The 22874-nt window shown below is 71.9% G+C and carries 19 protein-coding genes, 1 tRNA gene and 1 pseudogene; 6 read left to right on the plus strand and 15 right to left on the minus strand.

The genetic code is table 11. The features are described from left to right. Positions 1-123: 123 nt before the first annotated feature. On the plus strand, positions 124-1203 hold the full coding sequence (locus AH6_RS18425) for an AI-2E family transporter (RefSeq protein ID WP_067481434.1): 1080 nt from the start codon (positions 124-126) through the stop codon (positions 1201-1203). Here AH6_RS18425 and AH6_RS18430 read toward each other — a convergent pair. Further along, complete coding sequence (locus AH6_RS18430; protein ID WP_067481436.1) at positions 1195-2955, minus strand: oleate hydratase; 1761 nt, start codon at positions 2953-2955, stop codon at positions 1195-1197. The two genes, AH6_RS18425 and AH6_RS18430, sit on opposite strands and share 9 nt — an antisense overlap. Before the next feature lie 71 nt (positions 2956-3026). Beyond that, positions 3027-3644, minus strand: coding sequence for a TetR/AcrR family transcriptional regulator (locus AH6_RS18435; protein ID WP_067481438.1), 618 nt, complete (start codon positions 3642-3644; stop codon positions 3027-3029). A 79-nt stretch (positions 3645-3723) separates the two neighbouring features. Here AH6_RS18435 and AH6_RS47110 point away from each other — a divergent pair. After that, positions 3724-4482 (plus strand): annotated as a pseudogene (locus AH6_RS47110) (alpha/beta hydrolase); the annotation flags it as partial. Positions 4483-4610: 128 nt separating this feature from the next. Here the strand turns inward: AH6_RS47110 and AH6_RS18445 are convergent. Beyond that, a tRNA-Sec gene (locus AH6_RS18445) sits at positions 4611-4706 on the minus strand. Between the two features lie 97 nt (positions 4707-4803). On the opposite strand from AH6_RS18445, the gene hutI reads away from it, so the two are divergent. Both hutI and AH6_RS18455 read left to right on the plus strand, forming a co-directional pair. Continuing rightward, complete coding sequence (gene hutI / locus AH6_RS18450) at positions 4804-5967, plus strand: imidazolonepropionase (protein WP_067481440.1); 1164 nt, start codon at positions 4804-4806, stop codon at positions 5965-5967. A gap of 55 nt (positions 5968-6022) precedes the next feature. After that, entirely contained in the window at positions 6023-6580 is a 558-nt protein-coding gene (locus tag AH6_RS18455) for a ferritin-like domain-containing protein (protein ID WP_067481441.1), read from the plus strand. 39 nt (positions 6581-6619) lie between these two features. Here the strand turns inward: AH6_RS18455 and AH6_RS18460 are convergent, their stop codons facing one another. From AH6_RS18460 to AH6_RS18475, 4 genes are all read right to left on the minus strand, one after another. Continuing rightward, a complete protein-coding gene (locus AH6_RS18460) occupies positions 6620-7108 on the minus strand; it encodes a flavin reductase family protein (RefSeq protein ID WP_067481736.1) in 489 nt (162 codons plus the stop codon). Continuing rightward, on the minus strand, positions 7093-8796 hold the full coding sequence (sppA, locus tag AH6_RS18465) for a signal peptide peptidase SppA (protein ID WP_067481443.1): 1704 nt from the start codon (positions 8794-8796) through the stop codon (positions 7093-7095). The genes AH6_RS18460 and sppA overlap by 16 nt, the downstream gene beginning before the upstream one ends. A 17-nt stretch (positions 8797-8813) precedes the next feature. Then, complete coding sequence (locus AH6_RS18470) at positions 8814-9320, minus strand: PaaI family thioesterase (RefSeq protein WP_067481445.1); 507 nt, start codon at positions 9318-9320, stop codon at positions 8814-8816. A gap of 72 nt (positions 9321-9392) precedes the next feature. Then, entirely contained in the window at positions 9393-10865 is a 1473-nt protein-coding gene (locus tag AH6_RS18475; RefSeq protein ID WP_067481447.1) for a serine/threonine-protein kinase, read from the minus strand. A gap of 80 nt (positions 10866-10945) precedes the next feature. On the opposite strand from AH6_RS18475, the gene AH6_RS18480 reads away from it, so the two are divergent. After that, positions 10946-11821, plus strand: coding sequence for an NUDIX hydrolase (locus tag AH6_RS18480; RefSeq protein ID WP_067481449.1), 876 nt, complete (start codon positions 10946-10948; stop codon positions 11819-11821). On the opposite strand, the gene AH6_RS18485 is transcribed toward AH6_RS18480, so the two are convergent. The 6 genes from AH6_RS18485 to AH6_RS18510 all read right to left on the minus strand — a co-directional run bounded on the left by AH6_RS18485 (position 11818) and on the right by AH6_RS18510 (position 19206). Continuing rightward, entirely contained in the window at positions 11818-12180 is a 363-nt protein-coding gene (locus AH6_RS18485) for an ACT domain-containing protein (RefSeq protein WP_067481451.1), read from the minus strand. The genes AH6_RS18480 and AH6_RS18485 overlap by 4 nt on opposite strands. A 36-nt stretch (positions 12181-12216) precedes the next feature. After that, positions 12217-14469 carry a 1,4-alpha-glucan branching protein GlgB gene (gene glgB, locus AH6_RS18490; protein WP_067481453.1) on the minus strand — a complete coding sequence of 751 codons (2253 nt, stop codon included), beginning with the start codon at positions 14467-14469 and terminating at the stop codon, positions 12217-12219. A gap of 112 nt (positions 14470-14581) precedes the next feature. Then, positions 14582-15778 (minus strand): GNAT family N-acetyltransferase, encoded by a 1197-nt coding sequence (locus AH6_RS18495; protein WP_067481455.1) that lies wholly within the window; start codon positions 15776-15778, stop codon positions 14582-14584. 25 nt (positions 15779-15803) lie between these two features. Then, positions 15804-17084 (minus strand): cytochrome P450, encoded by a 1281-nt coding sequence (locus AH6_RS18500; RefSeq protein WP_067481457.1) that lies wholly within the window; start codon positions 17082-17084, stop codon positions 15804-15806. Positions 17085-17133: 49 nt separating this feature from the next. Next, positions 17134-18534 carry a GH39 family glycosyl hydrolase gene (locus AH6_RS18505; protein WP_245679371.1) on the minus strand — a complete coding sequence of 467 codons (1401 nt, stop codon included), beginning with the start codon at positions 18532-18534 and terminating at the stop codon, positions 17134-17136. A gap of 453 nt (positions 18535-18987) precedes the next feature. Further along, complete coding sequence (locus AH6_RS18510; RefSeq protein WP_067481461.1) at positions 18988-19206, minus strand: hypothetical protein; 219 nt, start codon at positions 19204-19206, stop codon at positions 18988-18990. A 160-nt stretch (positions 19207-19366) separates the two neighbouring features. Here AH6_RS18510 and AH6_RS18520 point away from each other — a divergent pair, with 160 nt between their 5' ends. Further along, on the plus strand, positions 19367-20308 hold the full coding sequence (locus tag AH6_RS18520; protein ID WP_245679372.1) for a GntR family transcriptional regulator: 942 nt from the start codon (positions 19367-19369) through the stop codon (positions 20306-20308). A gap of 6 nt (positions 20309-20314) precedes the next feature. On the opposite strand, the gene AH6_RS18525 is transcribed toward AH6_RS18520, so the two are convergent. Together AH6_RS18525 and AH6_RS45045 are read right to left on the minus strand one after the other, a co-directional pair. Next, the gene (locus AH6_RS18525) at positions 20315-20677 is read right to left on the minus strand and encodes a hypothetical protein (RefSeq protein WP_067481463.1); all 363 of its coding nucleotides are present in this window, start codon (positions 20675-20677) and stop codon (positions 20315-20317) included. Further along, a complete protein-coding gene (locus AH6_RS45045) occupies positions 20674-22872 on the minus strand; it encodes a hypothetical protein (RefSeq protein ID WP_067481465.1) in 2199 nt (732 codons plus the stop codon). The genes AH6_RS18525 and AH6_RS45045 overlap by 4 nt, the downstream gene beginning before the upstream one ends. Between the last annotated feature and the right edge of the window lie 2 nt (positions 22873-22874).

Below are 22874 nucleotides of genomic sequence, written 5' to 3' on the forward strand. Positions count from 1 at the left end.
CCGAAATATGGCGAAAACGGCCATAGGCGCTGACCGCTGCTACGTGTCACGTTGCGGTTCTTCTTGATCACTCACGGGTATGAGGCGGGTGGTCGGTGGTGGGCGTGTTCTGGGGGAGCGGTAGTGGCGGGTGGGGAGAGTGGCGGGGCTGCGGTCGTCCGGGTGGAGCGGCCGCCGCTGAGGCATTACGCGGCCGTCACGCTGGTGGTTCTCGCGGTCGTTGCCCTGGTGGCCGCGCTTTGGCTGGCCCGCACTGTTTGTCTGGCGGTCTTTCTTGGGCTGTTCCTTGCTGCTGGGCTCGATCCTGTTGTGAAGTGGATTCAGCGGGTAGTGCCTCGGCGGGGGCTGGCCGTGCTGGTTCTGTTGTTGGTGTTGCTCGCTGTTTTCATTGCGATTCTCGTTATCGTGTTGCGGCCTGCTGTTGCTGAGTTGGCGCAGCTTGGTCGGGCCCTGCCGGATTTGGTTGGGCGGGTTACTTCTACTGATGATCCGCTTGGTGCTTTTCTGCACCGGCAGGATGTTCAGAAGTCGGTTCAGTCGTTTCTTGGCAAGTTGCCTGGGTTGCTTAGTGGGTCGGCCGGGAAGCTGGCCGGGGTGCTTGGGTCCTTCGTGTCGGGGCTGGTGCTGGCGGGGGCCTCGCTTGTTCTGATGGTCTACTTTCTGCTGGCTTGGCCTCGTATTTTGGGGCGGGTCGAGCGTGTGCTGAACGATCCGGAGCGTGTGGACGTCGCGCATGAGTCGCTGGGGAAGATCGGCGGCTATGTCACCGGGCAGTTGTGTGTCTCGGGGCTGGCTGGGGTGTCCGCTTACGCCTTCCTCAAGCTCACCGGTGCGCCTTACCCGTCGCTGCTGGCCGTCGTGGTGGGTGTGTGCGACGCCATTCCGCAGATCGGTGCCACGCTTGGCGCGGTCATCGCCACGTTGGTCGTGCTCACCCAGTCGCTCGGACTGGCGATCGCCGCGATCGTGTTCTTCTTCATTTATCAGCACGTCGAGAACTACCTGATCGCGCCCAAGGTGTTCGCTCGGGCGGTGGCGTTGTCGCCGGTGACGGTGTTCATCAGTGCTTTGTTCGGTGTGGCTGTTGGTGGATTTGTGGGTGCGGTCGTCGCGCTGCCTTGTGTGGCGGCGTTGAAGGTTGTGCTCCGCTACGTCTTTCGGGAGCGGCTGGCCCGGCTCAACCTGGCCGACGACTCAGCCTAGGAGCTTGTACTCCGCCAGCAGCTCCCCGACCTCGGTGTCTTCGAGCTTGCGCAGCAGGCGGCGGCGGACGAACTCCGGGCCCGGCAGGTCCAACTCTTCGCCGTCGCGCAACCGGCTCGTCGCCGCCAGCAGTTTCCGCACGTCGTAGGTCGAGTTGAACACTTCTGGTACTCCGCGCTCGATGTCGAGCAGTTGGTAGGCCGCCTCCATCGCCGTCCGCACCGAGTACTCCGTGGTGAAGATGCAGTCGCGGCTCGTCTCGGCGAACTGGCCGATGAACGCGAAGTTCACCGCGTTCTCCGGCACCACGTCGGGACGGTCGCCCGCATGGCGCGGCATGAAGAACGCCGTCACGTACGGCATCATCACCGGCACGCACTTGGCCCCCGACGCGGCCAGCTCCGGGATCTCCTCGGCCGGGACGCCCAGGTGGTACAGCCACTCCTGGGTGATCTCCTCGCCGGTGCACTCCTGCATCGGCTTGTTCACGTAGTCGCCGGGCACGTCCACGAACAGCGAGTACAGCCAGACGACGATCTCGTCCTTCGACTGCTGCTTGAAGTGCGGCTGCCGGTTGACCGTCCAGCTCAGCAGCCAGCTTGAGTCGCGGACGGTGACGATCCCGCCGGTCACCACCCGGCCGCTGAACGGGTCGCGCTTGCAGATCCGCTGGATGTGCTTCGGGATGCGCTTGTCCAGGGTCGTGACGGTCGCCGACTCCCATTTCGTCTCGGGGATGTGCGCCCCGAAGACGTCCGGGTGGCCGAACGAGGGGTCCTTGGCCGCGATCCGCCGCCACAGGTCCCAGGCCGGGGCCGGGCCCTCGTTGAGCTGGGCGGGGGTGTGGTGGTCGCCGTTGTCGGAGTTCTCGGTCAGCGAGCCGATCGTCATGAACAGCAGGTCGTCGGGGCCCAGGTCAACGCCGCCTTCGACGCCCTCCCGGATCCAGCTCAGGCGCGTCGCCTGCTTGCGTTCGGGCCGCGCCACGAAGTCCACGTCCACGACCTCGGTCGCGAAGTGGAAGGTCACGCCCTGGTCCAGCAGCCACGTGTACAGCGGCAGCACCAGCGACTCGTACTGGTTGTACCGGGTGAACTTCAGCGCCGAGAAGTCCGGCAGGCCACCGATGTGGTGGATGAAGCGGTGCAGGTACAGCTTCATCTCCAGCGCGCTGTGCCACTCCTCGAACGCGAACATCGTGCGCCAGTAGAGCCAGAAGTTGCTCATCAGGAAGTCCTCGCCGAAGACCTCGTCAATGCGCTTGCCCTCCATTTCCTCGCGGGTGGCGAGGAAGACCTTGACGATGTCCTTCTGCGCCTTCTCGCTGAGCGTGAACAACCCGTCGGTGTGGGCGTCCTGGCCCTGCTTTTCCGTGACGCGCTGGAGGGAGTAGTTCGGGTCGTCCTTGTTCAGCCAGTAGAACTCGTCCAGGACGCTGGCCCCCTCCACCTCGATGGAGGGCACCGAGCGGAACAGGTCCCACAGGCACTCGAAGTGGTCCTCCATCTCCCGGCCGCCGCGCACGACGAAGCCCTTCTTCGGCTCCTTGATGCCGTCCAGCGCCCCGCCGGGCAGCTCCAGCCGCTCCAGGACGGTGATCTTCGCGGGGTCCATGTGCCCGTCGCGGATGAGGAAGGCGGCCCCGGCCAGCGAGGACAGGCCCGCGCCGACGAACCAGGCCGTCTTGTCGTCGGCCCCCTTGGGCTTGCGCGGCCGCGCGAACGCCTCGTAGTTGCCGCTGCTGTAGTACATGCCGCACGTCCCCCCGAACGTCGCCCCCGCCGTATGCGATCTTCCTACCCGGGGCGCGGGGGCGGCACCCGTCAGGGGCGGGCGGCGTCCAGCCCGGCGATGATGATTTGCATTCCGGTGTAGAACTCCTGTTCCGGGTCGCTCTTGCCCGCCGCGTGCGCCAGCTCGATCAGGTGCGGGAAGTCGGCCTGGGGCAGCGCCGTCATGCGGTCCGGGGCCGACTGCGCGTCCCCGGTGAGCTCGGCTTGGGCGAGACCCATGACGAAGCCCTGCACGACGCGGAACGCCACCAGCAGGTCGGTGCCCGTCCGTCCGCTCGCGGCCAACGCTTCCAGCAGGGCTTCGGCGGGCCGGAGCGTGCCGGGATCCAGGCCGCGCCGGGTGAGGATCAGCGGGATGGTCGCGGGGTGGGCGCGGGCCGTGCGCCACATCGCCTCGGCGATGGTGCGCACCCGGTGACGCCAGTCGTCGGACGGAGCATCGTCCCAGGTCGCCTGGGCCATGACGGCCTCGGTGACGAGTTCTTCGAGACCCTCGCGGCCGTCCACGTAGTTGTAGATCGTCATCGGCCCCGTCTTCAGGCGCGCGGCCAGGCTGCGCATGGTGAGCGCGCTGAGACCGCCCTCGTCCACCAGCGCGAGCGCGGCGGCCTGCAACTGCTCGCGGCTGAACTTCCGGGGCGCGGGCATGAAACTCCTCCTTGTTTACGTACGAGGTACGTGTTTAACTCTCCCTGAACACGTACATCGTACTTGAAAGAGGGGTTCCATGACCACGCGCACCTCCTTCACCTCCGGCGGCGACCGCGTCGCCGCCTGGCTGACGCTCCCCGACCGGCCCGGCCCCCACCCCGCCGTCGTGCTGGTGCACGGCGGCGGCGCGACGCACGAGATGATGCTCGACCAGTACGAGCAGCGGTTCTCGGCCGCCGGGCTGGCGGTCCTCGCCTTCGACTTCCGGCACCTCGGGGAGTCCGGCGGGCAGCCCCGGCAGCTCGTCAGCCCGCGCCGCTACGCCCGCGACATCGACGCGGCCCTCGCCTTCGCCCGGTCGCGGCCGGAACTCGACGCCGGCCGGGTCGCGCTGTGGGGGACGTCGTTCGGCGCCAGCCACGTGGTCGCCGCGGCCGCCCGTCATCCGGAGCTGGCGGCGGCGGTCGTGCAGTGCCCGGTCCTCAACGGCCGCGCCATCGCGACCCGCACCGGGCTCGGCCACCTGGTCCGCTTCACCGCGCCGATCGTCTCCGACGTGCTGCGCGCCGCGCTCGGACGGCCGCGCCGCTACGTGCCGCTCGTCGGCCGTCCCGGCGAGCTCGCGTTCGTCAACCAGCCGGGCGCGCTGGAGGGCTGGGAGTCGGTCTGCCCGCCGGGCTACCGGTTCGACAACCGCGTGGCGGCCGCCGCCGGGCTGGAGATGTTGTTCTACAACGCCTCGGCCAGCGCGTCCCGGGTCCGCTGCCCGCTGCTGGTGTGCCAGAGCGACCGGGAGAACCTCATCGACCCGCAGATCGCGGTGAAAGTCGCGGCCGCCGCGCCGCGCGGCGTCCTGCGGCACTACGACGCCGACCACTTCACCGTCTACCACCCGCCGCTGGTCGACCGGATCGTCGCCGACCAGATCGACTTCCTCGCCGAGCACCTCGCGGTGACGGCGGATGGCGGAGGCGAACGGGAATCGAACCCGCCGTCCCGAGATGCTCGGGACCATCGGTTTTGAAGACCGTGAGGGCCACCAGGCGCCTGCTCGCCTCCGGCACCGACAATAGCGATCACGTCGGGGTCTCGGATACGAGACGGAGGCCGTAGGGCGCGGGAGATCGCGGAAGCGGGCGGGTGCCATCCTGGGAGCGTGAGCACTCTCATCAGGAACATCGGCGAATTGGTCACCAACGAGCCCGGTGCCGGGGACGGCCTGCTCGGCGTCCGGCGTGACGCCGCGCTCGTCCTGGACGGCGGGAACGTCGTCTGGGCCGGTGACGATCGGGACGCGCCCGCGGCCGACGAGGTCTTCGACGCCGAAGGGCGCGCCGTCCTGCCCGGCTTCGTGGACTCGCACGCCCACCTGGTGTTCGCGGGCGAGCGGGCCGAGGAGTTCGCCGCCCGGATGAGCGGGCAGCCCTACAAGGCCGGGGGCATCCGCACGACCGTCGCCCGTACCCGCGACGCCTCCGACGACGAGCTGCGCGCCAACGTCCGGCGGCTCGTCGGGGAGATGGCCCGGCAGGGCACCACCACCGTGGAGTGCAAGTCCGGGTACGGGCTCACCGTCGAGCAGGAGGAGCGCGCGGTCCGCATCGCCTCTGAGGAGGTGGATGAGGTCACCTTCCTTGGGGCGCACGTTGTGCCGCCCGAGTTCGCCGAGGACGCCCCGGGGTACGTGCAACTCGTTTCTGGCGAGATGCTCGCTGCCTGTGCGCCCCACGCCCGGTGGGTCGATGTCTTCTGTGAGCGCGGGGCCTTTGATGAGGGGCAGGCCCGCGAGGTTCTGGAGGCCGGGGTCAAGGCCGGGCTCATGCCTCGCATCCACGCCAACCAACTGGGGGAGGGGCCGGGCGTGCAGTTGGCGGTCGAGCTGGGGGCCGCCTCTGCTGATCACTGCACTTTTTTGAGCGATGCCGATGTGGACGCTTTGGCTTCCTCCGAGACCGTCGCCACTCTTTTGCCGGGCGTCGAGTTCTCCACCAGGCAGCCCTACCCCGACGCCCGGCGGCTGCTGGACGCCGGAGCCTCCGTCGCCCTCGCCAGCGACTGCAACCCCGGCTCCTGCTACAGCTCCAGCATGGCCTTCTGCGTCGCCGTCGCCGTCCGGGACATGCGCATGACCCCCGCCGAGGCCGTCTGGGCCGCCACCGCCGGAGGCGCCCGCGCCCTGCGCCGCACCGACGTCGGACGGCTGGGAGAGGGCGCGCGGGCCGACGTTCTCGTGCTCGACGCCCCCTCCCACGTCCATCTCGCCTACCGGCCCGGAGTTCCGCAGGTGGCGGCCGTATGGAAGGGCGGCGTCCGGGTGTGAAAACCGTCTGATGGGTACATGCCTCCCTGCACGCAACCGCACTGGGGAGGCATTGATGGCCGAGTTCCTGACCGATGTGAAGACGCTGCGCGAGCGCGCCCGGCAGGAGATGGAGAAGGGACCCGTCACCGACGCCTACGGCGCCGACCTCGACCGGGTCATCCAGGTCTGCAACGAGGCGCTCGCCACCGAGCTGGTGTGCGTGCTGCGCTACAAGCGGCACTACTACACCGCCACCGGCATCCACTCCGAGGCGGTCGTCGCCGAGTTCGCCGAGCACGCGCGCGAGGAGCAGGAGCACGCCGACAAGCTCGCCGAGCGCATCGCCCAGCTCGGCGGCGAGCCCGACTTCAACCCCGACACGCTCACCGCCCGCTCGCACGCCGAGTACGGCGACAGCCTCGACCTGGTCGAGATGATCAAGGAGGATCTGGTCGCCGAGCGCATCGCGGTCGCGGCCTACACCGAGATCATCCAGTGGCTGGGCGACAAGGACCCCACCACCAGCCAGGTGTTCAAGGAGCTGCTCGCCCAGGAGGAGGAGCACGCCGACGACCTGCGCACGCTCCTGGAGCGCCTGCCCCGCGACCTCGCCGAGCGCCGCGCAGACTAGCCCCCGCGCGGGGGGAGAGCGTGCCGGAGAGGGCCGTCGCTACAGGTAGCGGCGGCCCACCCTGATGAGCGGGGTGCGGCGGCGCGCGATGTAGTCGGCCGCCCGCACCTCGGCCACGTACAGGTGGTGGTCGCCCGCCTGGATGCGCTGCCGCGTCTCGCACTCCAGCGCCGCCAGGCCCTCATCCGGGATCAGCGCGTCCGACAGCCCGCCCCGGTGGTGCGGCTCGCTCGCCAGCAGCAGCCGCGCGCTGGGCCGGCCCTCGGCCGCGAACCGGCCCGCCAGCGCCCGTTGGTCGCCGCTGAGCACGGTCGCCGCCCACCGGTCCTGCCGGTCCAGCACCTCGGCCAGGTACGACGAGGACGCCACGCCCGCCAGCACCATCGGCGGCTCCAGCGACACCGACATGAACGAGGTGACGGTGGTGCCGAGGTCGTCGCGGCCGTCGCGCACCGTCAGCACCACCACCCCGGTCGCGAAGCCCGCGACCGCCTCGGTGAAGTCCAGCGTGTTCAGCGGATCTCCCAGGAGCCGGGCAGGGTCAGCGGACCGGCGGAGGGCAGCCCCAGGCGGGCCGCGACGCCGCTCAGCGAGCCCCAGCCGTCGAAGCGGGCCGTCGCGGCGGTGCGGTCCTCGCTGGACTCCGGCGGGCGCAGCCGGTCGAACGGCGTCGCGTGCGGGAACGCCCGCACCGGCGCGTCGGCGGCCAGGCCCGCCTTCTTGCGGGCCAGCTCCAGCGCCAGGTCCAGGCCGCCCAGCTCGTCCACCAGGCCGTTGACCCGCGCGTCCGCGCCCGTCCAGACCCGGCCCCGGGCCAGCTCGTGGACGCGCTCGCGCGACAGGCCCCGGCCCTCGGCGACCTTGCCGGTGAAGTCGTCGTAGATGCGGTCGAGGGAGGCGTTGACGCGCTCCCACTCGGAATCGCTGAAGTCCTCGGTCAGGCTGAACATGCGGGCGTGCTCGCCGTCGGCGACGTGCCCCATGCCGATGCCCGCGCGCTCCAGCAGCCCGTTGATGACGGGCTTGCCGACCACCACGCCGATCGAGCCGGTGATGGTGCCGGGCTGCGCCACGATCGTGTCGGCGCCCATCGCCACGTAGTAGCCGCCGGACGCAGCCACGTTGCCCATCGAGACCACCACGGGCTTGCCCGCCTTGCGCGCGAGCAGCACCTCGCGCCAGATCACGTCGGAGGCCACCGCCGACCCGCCGGGACTGTTCACCCGGAACACGATCGCCCGCACCCGGTCGTCCTTGACGGCCGAGCGGATCGCGGCGGCGATGGTGTCGGAGCCCATCGCCGGGCCCTGGCCGGGCAGCGGGCCGCCGCGCCCGCTGCGGCCGAGCCGGATCGCGCCCTGCCCGTTGACCAGCGCGACGGCGTCCTGCTTGCCCGGCTGCGGCAGCCGCTTGGCCAGGCCGTGCGAGCGGTTGTAGCGGGAGACGTAGCGGAGCTGCGCGTCCGGGCCCGCCTGCTCGCGCAGGTCGGCGTACACCTCGTCGCGGTAGCCGAGCCGGTCGACCAGGCCGGTCTCCAGCGCCTCGGGCGCCAGCAGCGGGCCCCGGTCGATCAGCTCGCGGACGCGGGCGGCGTCCAGGCCGCGCGCCTGCGCGACGCCCTCGGCGATCTGCTCGCCGAGCGAGTCGACCAGCCGCTGCGACGACTCGTGGTGCTCGGGCGTGTAGGCCCGCTCCATGAACGTGTTGGCCATGGTCTTGTACTCGTGGCGCTTGGCGAAGCGCGGCTGCACGCCCGCCTTCTCCAGCGCCCCGGCGAGGAACGGCTCCTCCATCGCGACGCCGGTCAGCCCCAGCTCGCCGGTCGGCTGGAGCCAGACCGTCTCGAACGCGGTGGCCAGGTAGTACGGCACGGTGCCGCGCCCGCCCTCGCCGAACGTCTCGGCCCACGCCACGGTGCGCTTGCCCGCCTCGCGCAGCGCGAGCACCGCCTCGCGCAGCTCCTGCGCCTGCGCCAGCCCGAGCCCACTGGTGATCTTGACGACGACGGCGCGCACCCGGCGGTCCGAGCGGGCCCGGCGCAGGCCCTCCAGCACGTCGTGCAGGTGGGTGCGGCGCATCGACAACAGCGCCGACAGGGGGTCGGCCGGCGGTGTCTCCACGAGCCCGTCGGTGAGGTCCAGCTCCAGCACCAGCGGCGCGGTGCGCCGGTCGCGGGCGTGCTTGATCACGTTGATGACCTGTCCGGGATCGACCATGACCCCAGCCTAAGCGGTCAGCGCGCGAAGGCCCGGTTCGGGACCACGCTCGCCGAGGCCTGCGCCACCGGACGGCCCTCGGCGTCGGTGATCACGGCGGTGGAGAACATCCGGGTGCGGCCGGGGTGCACGCACGTGCCGGTGACGGTGTAGTCCTGCCCGGCGAACACCGCGCGCAGGTAGTCGATGTTCAGGTTGAGGGTGAGCATCGGCGTGAACAGCTCGCCGGTGCTGGCGGCGGCCAGGCAGACCGCGTTGTCGAGGATGGTGGCGATGTAGCCGCCGTGCACGGTGCCGCCGGGGTTGCAGAGCTTCTCGGCGGGCGTCCAGGCGATCTCGACGCGGCCGGGCTCGGCGGTGGTGATCCGCTGGCCGATGTGCACGGCCACGTCCGAGACCTCGGGGAAGCGGCCGTCGCCGATCGCCTGGATCAGCTCGGCCCCCGACAGGGTGTTCCACAGGTCGGCGGCCTGCTCGGCGCTCTGGTCGGCAGGCTGATTGGCAGGCAGGGCCTCGACGCTCAACTGGTGCTCCCGGTCCGGTGACAACTCACCGAATGGTATTCGGAGGCGGCGGGCGCTCCGGTGTGCCCTTGGTCACGAGGACTTCTCCAACGTGCCGGTGGTGCTGCCGAAGCCCTCGGACCGGTAGGACAGCGTGTCGCCGTCCACCAGTTTCAGGGTGATGTCGCCGCCGATGCAGAATCCGGCGGTGCCCTGGGAGTCCTTGGGCGTCTCCAGGATGTTCAGCTCGGTGGGGGAGGCGCTGGTGATCTGGAGCGTGTCGGTGCAGCCCCACGCCTTGTAGACGGCCTCACCGCCGGACTCGTCGGAGCGGAGGGTGATCGTCACGTCGCTGCTGCTGCCGCTGGGCGAGCCGAGGCCGGGCGGCTGGGTGACGGTGCCGCGCCACGTCCCGGCGAAGGCGGCGGGCGCGCCGGTACCGGACGAGGTCGTGCCCGCCTGGGAGGGCGAAGGCGAGGACGAGCCGGACGGGGGCGGGGCGCCGGTCGTCCTGACGGTGTTCGGTGGTGGGGTGTCGCCGTTCAGGGCGTTCGTGATCGCCCACGTCCCCCCGGCGATGAGGGCGACCGCTAAGACCGCGCCCGCTCCGAGCAGCGCTCCGCGTCCCTTGCGCGGCGCGGACGGCTCCCGGGGCGGACCTGACGGGTTCGTGCCGGGACCGTCCGGAGGCGGGAACGCCGGGCCGCCCGGCGGTGGGGCCGGCGGGCCCGCCATCACGCCGCCCGGAGGCGCGGGGTGCGAGTCCGGGCCGTTCGGGTCCACCAGCCGCACCATCAGGTCGCGCGCGGTCGGCCGCCGCGCCGGGTCCTTGTCCAGGCACGTGGCCAGCAGCCCGTGCAGGGACGGCGGCACGCCGGTGAGGTCGGGCGGCTCGTGGGCGATGCGGTGCATGATCGCCGCAAGGCCGTCGGCGCGGCCGAACGGCGGCCGTCCCGTCGCCGCGAACACCATCGTGCCCGCCCACGCGAACACGTCCGAGGCCGCCGTGGGCGGATGCCCCGCCAGCCACTCGGGCGCGAAGTACGACGGCGTGCCGACCAGCTGGGTGTGGGTCTCGGCGTCGATGGCGCGGGCGATGCCGAAGTCCACCACCCGCGGGCCGTCCGGCCCGAGCAGCACGTTGGCGGGCTTCAGGTCGCGGTGCACGATGCCCGCGCCGTGGATGGCCGCCAGCGCGCTCGCGGTGTTGACGGCCAGACGCTCCAGGTCGCCGCCGCGCAGCGGGCCGCGCTCGGCCACCCGCTGCTGCAACGACGGGCCGTCCACGAACTCGCTGACCACGTACGGCAGCGGCGCGTCCGCCGAGGAGTCCAGGACCGCCGCCGTGCAGAACGGCGCGACCCGCCGCGCCGCCGCCATCTCCCGCGCGAACCGGGCCCGCGCCGCCCGGTCGGCGGTCTTCAGCACCTTGACCGCCACGCGCTCCCCGGCGGCGCCCTCGCCCAGGTAGACCACGCCCTGGCCGCCCTCGCCGAGCCGCCCGGACAGCCGGTAGCCGCCGATCGCGGGCGGGTCGTCGGGCTCCAGGGGCAGCGCGGCCGCCATGCGCGGTCCTCCGTCGTCGTGTTCGGGCCCCCCGACCTGTCCCCACCGTACTTTGATCAGCGAGCGGATATCGTCGCCCCATGGCAGACGGCGACGGCTGGGCACGCTGTTCCCAGGGGCACGTGCACTGGGGCAGGAACGGCGCGGCGGGGCTGATGGTCTTCCATCGCGACCCCGGCGACGGCGTCAAGCGGGTGCTGCTCCAGCAGCGCAACTGGTGGTGCCACGGCGCGGGGACGTGGGGCATGTTCAGCGGCGGCCTGCTCGGCGGTGAGGACCCGGTCGCGGGCGCGCTGCGCGAGACCGTCGAGGAGTCCACGCTCGACCCGGCCGGGGTGGTGCTGCACGGTGCCCGCACCGAGGACCACGGCGACTGGTCGTTCACCTCGGTGCTGGGGTCGATGGACCGGATGCCGCAGGTCGGGCCCGCGTCGCGGGAGACGCGCAAGGCCGAGTGGGTGCCGGTCGACCAGGTCGCCGACCGGCGCTTGTTCGCGCCGTTCGCGCGTTCCTGGCCCGCGCTGCGCGCGAGCCTGACGCGGCTGGTGCTGATCGTCGACTCCGCCAACGTGGTGGGCGCCCGCGCCGACGGCTGGTGGAAGGACCGCGCGGGGGCCAACGCCCGGCTCCGCGACGACCTCGCCACCCTGAACGAGGGCGTCACCGGCCTGCCCGACGGCCTGGTGCCCTACGAACTGGCCTACCCCGACACCGTGCTGGTGGTGGAGGGCGCGGCCCGCCGGGTCGCCGACCAGCCCGCCAATGGAGTGCGGGTCGTCGCCGCGCCCGGCAGCGGCGACGATCTGATCGCCGAGCTGGCCGGGCACGCCGAGCCCGACGCGGTGCACCTGGTGGTGACCGCCGACCGCGAACTGCGCGCCCGCTGCGAGGCGGCCGGAGCGTCGGTCATCGGCCCGCGCTGGCTCCTGGAACGCCTGCCCCGCCGCGGCCGCTAGGCGGTTGTGACGATTCGGTGCCCTGCGCGGGTCAGGACGGCCGACGCCTCCTCCAGGGTCTCCTCGTCCACCAGCACCAGGTCGGCGTGGTAGGTCGAGACCGCGAACACCGAGAGGCCCGCGTCGGCCAGCGGTCCCACGATCGCCGCCAGCATTCCCGGCACGTCGAGGCCGTGCGGGTCGCCGTAGAAGCCCGCGTAGCGCCGCATCGTCCCGAACGGCGGGGCCTCCCGCACCACGGTCAGTCCCTCGGGCGCGCGCACCAGCGCGATCCACTCGTCGTCCTCGGGGAAGGTGGCGTGCGGCTGGTGCTCGACCGCGAAGCGCGACGACATGACCTGGAGACGTTGTGACGGCATCCGGTCACCCTATTCGCGCGCCGGTGTCTTCGTTTCTCAGGTCTTGGCCTCGCCTGGTTCCTCCGGGACCAGCCAGACCGCGCCCAGCGGCGGGATCCGCATGACCGCCGACGCGGGCATCGCGTGGTGGGGCTCGGCGGTCGCCTCCACCCGGCCCATGTTCCCCACGCCGCTGCCGCCGTAGTCGTAGGCGTCGGTGTTGAGGGCCTCCCGCCAGCCGCCCGCGTGCGGCAGGCCGACGCGGTAGTCCTCGTGCGGCGAGCCGGAGAAGTTCACCACGCACGCCATCACCGGGCGCGTCCCGTCCGGCCGCTCGGTCCCGTGGCGCAGGAACGACAGCACGTTGCCCGCCGCGTCGTTGGCGTCGATCCACTCGAAGCCCTGCGGGTCGTTGTCCAGTCCCCACAGCGCGGGCTCGGCGCGGTACAGGCCGTTCAGGTCGCGCACCAGGCGCTGCACGCCCGTGTGCCCCGCGCCCTCGGCGGAGTCGTCCAGCAGCCACCAGTCCAGCGGACGCGACTCGGCCCACTCGCCGCCCTGCCCGAACTCCCCGCCCATGAACAGCAGTTGCTTGCCCGGGTGCGACCACATGTAGGCCAGCAGCGCGCGCAGGCCCGCGAACCGGTTCCACTCGTCGCCGGGCATCTTGCCCAGCAGCGAGCCCTTCAGGTGCACCACCTCGTCGTGCGACAGCGGCAGCACGTAGTTCTCCGAGAACGCGTACACCAGCGAGAAGGTCAGCTCGCCGTGGTGGTAGTTGCGGAACACCGGCTCGTGCTGGAAGTAGCCGAGCGTGTCGTGCATCCAGCCCATGTTCCACTTGAAGCCAAAGCCCAGGCCGCCGAGGTGCGTCGGGCGGGTCACGCCGGGCCAGGCCGTGGATTCCTCGGCGATCGTGATGATGCCGGGCGAGCGCTTGTAAACGGTCGCGTTCATCTCCTGGAGGAACGAGATCGCCTCCAGGTTCTCCCGGCCGCCGTAGATGTTGGGCGTCCACTGCCCCTCGTCGCGGGAGTAGTCCAGGTACAACATCGAGGCGACCGCGTCCACGCGCAGCCCGTCGACGTGGAACTCCTCCAGCCAGTAGGACGCGTTCGCCACCAGGAAGTTGCGCACCTCGGCGCGGCCGAAGTTGAACACCAGCGTGCCCCAGTCGGGGTGCTCGCCGCGCGCGGGGTCCTCGTGCTCGTACAGGGCGGTGCCGTCGAAGCGCGCGAGCGCCCACTCGTCCTTGGGGAAGTGCGCCGGGACCCAGTCGACGATCACGCCGATGCCCGCCTGGTGCAGCCGGTCCACCAGCAGCCGGAAGTCGTCGGGGTCGCCGAACCGGGAGGTCGGCGCGTAGTAGGAGGTCACCTGGTAGCCCCACGACGGGCCGTAGGGGTGCTCGGCGACCGGCAGGAACTCCACGTGCGTGAACCCCATGTCGCGCACGTAGGCGGTCAGCTCGTCGGCCAGCTCGCGGTAGCCGAGGCCCGGCCGCCACGAGCCGAGGTGCACCTCGTAGACGCTCATCGGCTCGTGCACCCACTGGCGGCCCTTGCGGCGGTCCATCCAGTCGCCGTCGGCCCACTCGTAGGCGGAGGTGAACACCTTCGACGCGGTCGCGGGCGGGATCTCGGTCGCCTGCGCCATCGGGTCGGCCTTGGTGCGCCACACGCCGTCGGCGCCCAGGATCTGGAACTTGTAGCAGGCGCCGTCGGCTACTTCTGGGATGAAGAGTTCCCACACGCCGGTGGAGCCCAGCGCCCGCATCGGGTGCGCCCGGCCGTCCCAGTGGTTGAAGTCGCCGACCACGCGCACGCCGCGCGCGGTCGGTGCCCACACCGAGAACGCCGTGCCGTTGACCGGGCCGAACGCCGACGCGTAGGAGCGCACCCGCGCGCCCAGCGCCCGCCACAACTCTTCGTGCCGCCCCTCGCTGATCAGGTGCATGTCCAGCTCGCCCAGCGTGGGCAGGTGGCGGTAGGGGTCATCCTGGATCAGTTCGACGCCGTCGTCGTAGGTGACCGCGAGCCGGTAGTCGGGGACGGCCTGCGGGGCGTCGTCGCGGCCGGTTCCGGCCAGGGACGTCCCGGCGGGCAACGTGCCGCCGAACACGCCCTCGTGGACGTGCCGCAGCCGCTTGCGGTCGCCGTCCGGCAGGACCACCTCCACCCGCTGCGCGAGGGGGCGCAACGCTCTGATCGTCACCCCGCCGCGCCCCGGATGAGCGCCCAGAACGGCGTGTGGATCGTGGTGGTCGCCGCTGACGAGCTGGTCGATCTCCGCGCGCGTCACTCGTGCCATGGGGGCATGGCCTCCTCGTCCAGGGGGGTTCGGACCTCCCTATCCGTGCCCGGAGATCGGCGTCTGTCACTTCACCGGAGGAGACGTTTCGGGAGTCTTTCCCCTGGGACGGTCAGAACAGGCAGAAGGTGGCGGCGCTCTCGGGCAGGGATTCCGCCCCCGCCGGGAGCAGGCCGAGGCCCAGGTGGCGGCGCGTTTTCGCGGGTGGCGGGCCCGTGTCGGACCGGCGGGAGCGCCACTGGCCGTAGCGGCGCATCGTGCGGTCGGCCATCGCGTAGAGCCGGGGGTTGTTCAGGACGGTCTCGCGCGCCCGCGTGACGGGCTCGTGCCGCATCCAGTGCGCCGCGCCCGCCGCACTGCGGGTCCGCACGACGCCTTCGGCGACGGGGAAGGAGTGGTTCTGCAACTCCTGCTTGTAGCGCCAGCCGACCGCCGGGCCCATGTCGATCTCCTGCACGCCCAGTGCCGCCGCCTGCTCGGCCATGTGCAGGTGCAGCACCAGACCGGGGGAGTACTTCGCGAACTCGGGGTCGTACACCGGGAACCACGTCACCAGCGTGCGCGCGCTGCGCAGGCCGAAATGCCCGGCGACCGGGCGGCCGTCGGCGTAGAGCATCGACAGGCTGCCCGCGAAGGCGTCCTCGTGGGTGGCGTGCAGCCGGTCGACCAGGTCCACCACCCACGGCTTGGCGAACCGGTCGGCGCGGCCCATCGCCCGGTACTGGTCGGACTTCCAGCGCCGCACCAGCGCCAGCGACGCGTCGTCCCGCACGTCGAACTCGAAGCGCACCTCGCCGACGTCGCGGCCGAGCTTGCGCTCCTTGTAGCGGGTCTGCTTGACGACCTTGGAGCCCTTGGCCTTCAGCGAGGCGGTGTAGGCGTCGAAGCCGCCGGTCAGGTCGATCACCGCCGAGTCCAGGCGTTTGCCCACGTACGGCTCGAACCACGGCTGGCCCGGCAGCAGCGTGCCGAACCCCCACGCCGCCAGCCCGCACGCGCGCAGCAGCTCGCGCGCGTCCAGGTCCAGGCCCGGCGCGTGCACCAGGCCCTGGCCGAGGGACAACCAGCCGCCGATCGCGGCGGCGCTGCGGCGGCCGGTCAGCTCGAACGGGAAGAAGCCGGTGACGTCGCCGCCCGGCCGCTCCGACAACACCGCCACGCGCGCGCCGTCGATCACCTGGTCCACGGCCCGCGCGTAGCCCGCCGACATGAACGGGTTGGCGAGCCGGGGCCGGTCGTTCTGCATCTTCCGCCACGCGCTGAGCTCGGCCTCGCCCAGCTCGCGCGGCCGGACCACGGTCACGTGCATGGAAAACCCCCCAGGGCCGGTCGGGTCAGCGGTCGTAGGTGAAGGGCAGGCGGGTGATGCCGTTGTCGAAGTTCGACAGCAGGTACGTCGGGTCGCCGGTGGCGCGCAGGCCCGGCAGCCGGGTGAACAGCTCCCGGAACATGATCTTCAGTTCCATGCGGGCCAGGTTGGCGCCCAGGCACAGGTGCGGGCCGGGGCCGCCGAACGCGACGTGCGGGTTGGGCGAGCGCGTGACGTCGAAGGTGTCGGGGTCGGGGAACACCTCGGGGTCGCGGTTGGCGGCCCCGTAGAACAGCACGACCTTGTCGCCCGCCTTGAGGGCGCGGCCGCCCAGCTCGAAGTCGCGGGTCAGCGTGCGGCGGAACTGCATGATCGGCGACACGTACCGCACCAGCTCCTCGATCGTGCCGCCGATCCGCGCGTCGTAGTCGGCCAGCAGCAGGTCGCGCTGGCCGGGGTGGTCGGTGAAGAGCTTCAGGCCGTGGGTGAGGGTGTTGCGGGTGGTCTCGTTGCCCGCCACCAGCAGCAGGTCGAAGAACGAGCCCAGCTCGGCCACCGACAGGCGCTCCCCGTCGGGGTTGGCGTTGACCAGCGCCGACACCAGGTCCTCGCGGGGGGCGGCGCGGCGCGCCTCGCCCAGTCTCGCCACGAACCGGTGCAGGTCCACGATCGCCTTGAGGTTCCCGGCCAGCAGCCGCAACGTGCGCGGGTTCGCCAGCGAGCCGCGCACGCCCGAGTACTCGGTCATGGCGTCCACCCGCGACAACACGTACGGGCGGGCCTTCTCCGGGATGCCCATCATCGCGCAGATGACCGCGAGCTGGAACGGCGCGGCGACCTGCGCGACGAAGTCGCCCGGCCCGTCCTTCTCCACCCGGTCGAGCACGCGGGCGGCGATGGCGCGCACCTCGTCCTCGATGGTCGCGAGCATCTTGGGCGTGAACGCGCGGAACACGATGCGGCGCAACCGGGCGTGCTCGGGATCGTCCATGTTGATCATGGGGGTGCCGAACACCTTCGCCAGCCACGGCGGCGGCTCGGGCGAGGTGGCGGCCGGCTCGCTGGAGAACACCTTGGCGTTGCGGCTGGCGGTGACCACGTCGGCGTGCCGCACCAGCGCGTAGAAACCCTTGCCGGACCGCACGAACGGCACGCGCGGCTCGGCGAAGTAGACCGGCGCGCCGCGCTCGCGCAGCCGGGCGAAGTCGGCCAGGCGCTCGTGCGGGGGACGGTTCCAGAACGCCATGTCCACCACGTCGATGCCGGTCCCCGCCGCGTCGGCGGGCGGCGCGGTGCCCTGGGCCATGCGCTCTCCTCGTCTAGCTCGGTCTGGCTCGTTCGGGGGGTGGACGGGGTCAGCGGGCGATCCAGCGGACCTCGTAGGGGCCCAGGTCGATGCCCTGGCCCTCGATCCGCGTGCGCGCCGCCGTCGCCCGGGTGTTGACCGCGACCATCTGGCGGCTCTGTGCCAGGACCCGCACGGACGGGTCGTCGGCCCTGACGTCCAGCAGCTTGGTGCCGGGCGGGAACCAGCGCTCGAAGTTCTGGAGGTTGGCCAGCGTCGGGGTGGGCGCGCCGCCGCCCGACCACAGGCAGCCCGCGCAGTCGGCGCTGGTGGCGGTCTGCGGGCTCCAGTAGAACGCGCTGGCCGCGCCGCCGCGCACGAACTCCATCATCGCCGCGGCGTGCACCGCGCCGCGCCGCTCGTCGGTCCAGTCCGAGGGCACCGGCTCGACGTACCACTCGGCCCACCAGACCGGCAGGCGCGGGTCGAGGCCGCGCAACCAGCGGGTGACGTCGGAGAACTTGGTCAGCACCTGGAACTCGTCCGTCTTCACCTCGCGCTGCACGGGCATGGCGTGCCCGTCGACCGCGATGAAGTCGGCGCCCTTCTTGTGCTCGTACCAGTACTTGACGGCGTCGAGATTGCGCTGGTCCATGCTGCCCCAGGAACCCGACAGCTCCGACGGCGGACCGTCGGCCCTGCCTGGGGCGTTGCTGTTCATGACCATGTAGGGGCCGCCGACCTTGATGTCGGAGTCCACCTTCTTCAGCGCGGTGTAGACCTCGTTGTAGAGCTTGGTGTAGCCCTCGTAGTCCCAGCGGTTGCCGGACGGGTTCCAGAAGCCCTTGAACTCGTTCCAGACGGTGTAGTACTTGACGTCCGGGTAACGCTTGGCTACCTCGGCGGCCAGCTTGGCGTAGTCGTCGAAGTGCTCGGGCTCCAGCGCCGTCTCCAGCCGCGACCAGTCGGTCTTGCCCGCCTCGCCGCCCTTCATCCAGTCCGGCCCGCAGCACAGGGTGACCACCGGCGTGCCCCTGGTCTGGCGGATCACGTCGATGCGGCGGTCCAGCGACGACCAGTTGTACTCGCCGGGCCGGGGCATCGGGTTGTCCACGCCCCATCCCATGATCGGTGTCACCTGCGGCATGGGCTGCCGCGCCAGCTCGGCGAGCGTCTGCTGCGGGCCGCGCTCGCGGTCCACGGTGTTCTGGGTGTGGGTGAAGCCCCACGCGGGCCAGTCCTTGGGCGCACCCGCGCCGACCTCGCTGGCGACCTTGGCGGGCTTCCCGACGGTCGCGCCGCCGCCGGGCCGCCAGCCCGTCACCGCGATGGCGACGGTGGCGGCCAGCACCCCGGCCAGCGCCGCGCCGAGGGCGACCAGGAACAGGCGCCGCCGGGGGCGTCCGTGGCGTCCCTGCCGGTTGCGGAACAGCGCCATGCGGCTCGTCTCGTTCCGCTGCTGGACTTCCAAGGAGTCCTCCAAGGGGAGGGCCGGGGGGCGTGCCGTGCCGGTTCGGCACATTGGTTAGAACGCCATGGGGGAGGCGCTGGTTCGGGTCCACCGCGCGCCGGACCGTCACAACTCCCTTACCTGTGCGGACAATCGCCAGGCCACCGGCCCGTGGCTCGGCCGCGGCCGGAATGGGTCAGCGTCCGTGGCGGCTCCGGGTTCCGGCCGCGAGGGACGCGGCGGATGGCGACCGCACGGGCGGCCCGACTTCTGGGGGGTCGCGCCGAATCGCACCGACCGTGCGGTCACGTCCAGCTGGCCCCGGGGGTGACACCGACCCCACCCACCAGGACTCCATTCCTGTGTCACCTCAGCGCCAGAGGTACCTGACGCCCCGGACCGTCCGGACCCGGTCCGCCCCCGTCGGGGGACCGGGCCGCACGGCGCCGCGGCCACCGGCGCCCGCGCGCCCGGTCACCGGCCCTCGTCGTCGCGGCGGCGCTGGTCGAGCAGCAGCGCGCGCAGCCCGGCGGAGTCGTCGGCGGCCACCGTCATCGCGTAACCGGCCTGGAGCTGGGCGTCGGTGAGGTCGCCGCTGCGGGTGGCGTACCAGCGGCCGGCGTCGCTGCGCCACACCAGCCAGCCGGGGAACTCCCGCTCGATGGCCGTCTTCAGATCCTCGAAGTCGCCCATCAAGGTCGTCCTTTCCCCGAGGCGGCTCTTCTGTATACAAAAGTCTTACTCGGTCAAAGAAGTGTCAAGCTGTCCGTAAGCGGACCGTCTCTCCGGAGATAGCGCCAGGGAGGAGCGGAGAGGCGGAAGTGACGGGGCGGGACGAAAGGGGGTGACGCCGGTGCCGGACCGTCCGGCCTACCTGCGCATTGCCGACACCCTGCGCGAGCAGATCCGCGGCGGCGCGCAACCGCCGGGTTCCCGGCTGCCGACGATGGCGGAGCTGAGCGCGGCCCACGGTGTCTCCGAGATCGTCGTCCGGCAGGCCATCGCCCAGCTCAGGGGCGAGGGCCTGGTGGAGACCCGCCGCGGCGGCGGCACGGTGGTGCGGGTCGTGCCACCGGTGCGCCGGGTGGCGATGGACCGCTACCGCGCCTTCACCCGCCCCGAGGCACAACCCGGGGACCAGGGGGAAACCCGAGGTGGGGCTCAGGGTGAGGGCCAGGGCGGCACCTCAGCCAGCGCGCCGACCGGCGTGCCAGGCGGCGCGCCCGGCAGCGTGTCCGGTGGTGTGCCAGGCGGCATGCCCGGTGGCGCGCAGGGCGACGTCCGGGCCGGTGCGCCGCCCGCCGGGTCGCCGCTGGCCACCACCTTCACCCGCGACCAGCGCATCTCCTGGCGCGAGTACCGGCTGGACAAGCAGTTCAGCCGCACCCGCGCCGGGCCGGAACTGGCCACCCTGTTCGAGCTGCCCACCGGCACCGAGCTGCTGCGCCGCCGCTTCGTGTTCTACGCGCGCGGCGAGCCGCAGCAGATCTCGGTCAACTACCTGCCGTGGGAGGTGGTCGGCGACACCCCCGTCGCCGACCCCGCGCGCGAGCCCTGGCCCGGCGGCACGCTGGCCCAGCTCAGCTTCCTCGGCCACCCGCCGACCCGCGTCGAGGAGGCCGTCACCGCCCGGATGCCCACGCCGGAGGAGGCCGAGACGTTGCGCATGGGCGGCGGCGTGCCGGTGTTCGCCGTGACCCGCCGGATGATCTCCGGCGCGCGGATCATGGAGGTGTGCCGCGACATCGTCATCCCGGCCGACCGGGTGGTGCTGGACTACGGCATCGATCTTTAGGAGCGGTCACTCCTGGTAGAGCCAGTCCTCCTCGTCGTCCTCGCGGCGGCGCGCGGGGATGTCCTGGCGCGTCGTGTTCGCGCCGGCCGCCGGACGCCGCGGCGGCGGCACGAGCGGGGCCGGGGGCCGCCCGCGGCGGTGCACCCGGCCGAGGCCCGCCAGCAGGCCGCTGAGCACCAGCACGGCGACCAGGCCGGTGCCCGGCGACCACGCGCCCGCCATCAGCATCACCTGCGCCGACCCCGCCACCACCGTGATGCTCCCGACGACGGCGACCGCCAGCCGCCCCACCGGGTCCAGCCCGCCCAGCAGCGTCCAGAACGCCGCGCCCGGCACGGCGAACAGCAGCGTCGCCAGCAGCACCGTCATTGGATGATCACGAACCTCTCGATGATGACCGCGACGACGCTGACGAACAGCGGCATCGCCAGCACCGTCATCGGCCGCAACCGGCGCAGCTCGCCCGGCGGCAGCCGCAACCGCCGCAACTCGCGGGCCAGCAGCACGCCCAGCAGCACCGGCAGGTAGACCATGCCCGCCGGGGTCCACGGCGAGGACCGCATCCCGAGCCCGGCGGGCTTGGGCACCGGCAGCACGGGGTTGGCGGGCGGGTCCTTCAGCTTGTAGACCGCCGCGTCGCGGTCGGCGTAGACGGTCTGGATCAGCGGCGAGGCGGCCAGCGCCGCGCGCATCCGCGCGCCGTAGTCCTGCGCCAGCCCCGCCGACAACACCTGGAAGTCCTCGTGGCTGCGCGTGGTGACGAAGAAGCCGCCCGGCCCCTGGTTGCGGAGCGTCTGGATGATCTGCGACAGGTCGGCGGGGTTGGTCCGGTTGGCGATGACGGCGGTGCGGTTGAACCGCTCCCAGCCCCGGTACGACCACGGCATGACGGGCGTGCCGCCGGTCAGCTCGGGGTTCTCGGCGCTCAGCCACACCACGCCCACCACGCCGTCGTGGTTCTTCAGCATGACGTCGAAGGCGCGCACGTCGCTGGGCCTGACCTGCTCGTACTTCTCGTTGCCGTAGCGCACCGACAGGAACCCGCCCGCCAGCAGCACCGCGAAGATCGACGCGGCGGCCACCGCGGGCCAGTGCCGCCGCGGCCCGGTGCGCAGCCGGCCGAGGCGCAGCCGCACCTTCGGGTCGCGCACGCGCGGCGCGTCGAACGGGGCGGGGAAGAACAGGTAGGAGATCAGCAGGCACGCGGCCGGCAGCATGAAGAAGTAGATGCGCAGGCCGACCTCGCCGCCGTAGTTCTGGAGGCCGAACGAGGAGAACGGCACCAGCAGCAGCACCAGCGCCACCCGGTCGTCGATGCCGCGCGAGCGCCGCCGCAGCAGCCCCGCGACCGCCAGCCCCACCACGGCCGCCGCGATCAGGATGCGGAGCTGCTGGATGTCCTTGATGTCGCCGGACTGCTGCCCGATGCGGCCGCCGGTGCTCTGCTGGATGTTGGTGAACACCTTGCCGAGGCCGCCGAACAGCTCGCCCTTGCGGCCCGCCCAGTAGCCCACGGTCATGAAGCTGATCCACGCCGCGTACACGATCCCGGCGACGAACGGCAGCCCGCGCAGGCTGCACCGGCGCACCAGCACCAGCCCCGCGCAGGAGGCCGTCATCAGGAACGGGGTGAGCTGGTGGGCGGCGGTGCCGACCAGGATCAGCACGAACAGCAGCACCAGCAGGATCGACTGCTCGCGCACCGACACCTTGGGCGCGGGCAGCTCGCCGGGGTCCTTCGCGCCGAACAGCCAGGCGTAGACCCGCCAGAACGGGCCGGTGCGCTCGCGCGTCTCGGCGCTGCGCCGCCGCCCGGCCCGCTGGGTGGTCTCGTCGTGGTGGCGGAACCAGTTGACCAGGATCGCCACGAAGAACAGGAACAGCAGGTACGCGAACGCCTGCGGGGACAGGTAGTCCTGGCCGACCCAGTTGGCGGCGATGAAGATCCAGGCGGCGAACCACTTGGCGCGCCACGTCGCCCGCAACACCCGCAGGATCAGCACGTACGGGACCAGGTAGAGCAGGTTGGTGACCGGCGGTGCCCAGCGCAGCAGCGGTTCCAGGTCGTTCTGCCCGGCGGCCTTCACCACGAACGCGATGAAGGCGAAGAAGCCGGGCGTGGAGAACCGGGCGTCCAGGTCCCAGCTGACGGTCCCGGTGCGGGTCAGGTACTCGATGAACCCGGCGGTCTGCCAGGCGGTGGGGAAGCGCGCGACCGGCTCCAGCGCCAGCGTGACGCCGTGCAGCGCCAGCACCAGCATCAGCACCTGCGCCGACAGCAGCAGCCGGTGCGGGCGCGGCAGCGCCAGCGTCAGCATGAACGTCAGCACCAGCAGCAGCGCGCCCAGCAGCGTCGCCACCGGCAGCACGCCGATCAGGCCGTGCCCGGTCATCGCCTCCAGGTCGACCGAGCGCAGGGGCAGCCAGAACAGCGCCAGGCCCGCCGCCAGCAGCGCCCCGATGCCGAGCAGGACGGGCCGGCCCACGTCGGGGTAGCCGGGCGGGACGGGCTCGGGGCGCCCCTCCGGCGGCCCCTCGGGCTGCTCGGTCCGACGAACGGTCACGC

The sequence above is a fragment of the Actinomadura hibisca NBRC 15177 genome (genome assembly GCF_001552635.1).
In the GTDB taxonomy this organism is placed as follows: Bacteria; Actinomycetota; Actinomycetes; order Streptosporangiales; family Streptosporangiaceae; genus Spirillospora; species Spirillospora hibisca.